Source organism: Psychrobacter sp. 1U2, from assembly GCF_051847575.1.
The window spans coordinates 1-585 of the sequence record NZ_JBPYDC010001513.1 but is presented as its reverse complement, the minus strand read 5'-3'; the positions used below and the strand labels follow the sequence as shown (position 1 = coordinate 585).

Here is a 585-nt window from a genome sequence, read left to right as displayed (position 1 = left end):
ATAATATCACGTAGCATACCGCCGATAATGGCGGTCCAAACTCCCATCATAATGGCAACGATCGGAGACACATCTTGGTGTAAAGCAACTTTAAAACCAATGACGCTAAAGGCGGCTAAACCAATGGCATCGAAGAGCTTGAGCGCGTTATCGATCTTATGATACAAATGAAAAAAGATTTGTAGAATCAAGGACGTCACGGTAATGACAATCACATAATTGAGGTCGGTCATCCAAAATAAAGGATGGCGATCTAATGCCATGTCACGTATTGTACCGCCGCCAATCGCATTAACCATCGATACCAAGATGCAACCAGCAATATCGAAGCCTTTATGCTGTGCAAGTAAGGTTCCTGCAATCGCACAGGCGATAATACCAACCATGTCCAATAAATATAATAAAATATCAGGAAAAATCAAATCATTAACCATGGTTATATTACCAAATCATAAACATCAAAATGGTTGGATGTTTTTTGAGCTGTTGTTTTATATATGATTTAAACGAAATTCGCCTCATATTAGATCGTCGTTTAGCCATCTTTAGCAAACAGTATCAAACCTACGATAATAAGCACAATAC

1 protein-coding gene is annotated in these 585 nt (G+C 38.5%); it reads right to left on the bottom strand.

Annotated features, from left to right (window positions below):
- Window positions 1-434: trimeric intracellular cation channel family protein (locus tag ACS8FD_RS22910; RefSeq protein WP_439277550.1), on the bottom strand; the 434-nt coding region annotated here is incomplete at its 3' end.
- Window positions 435-585 lie beyond the last annotated feature (151 nt).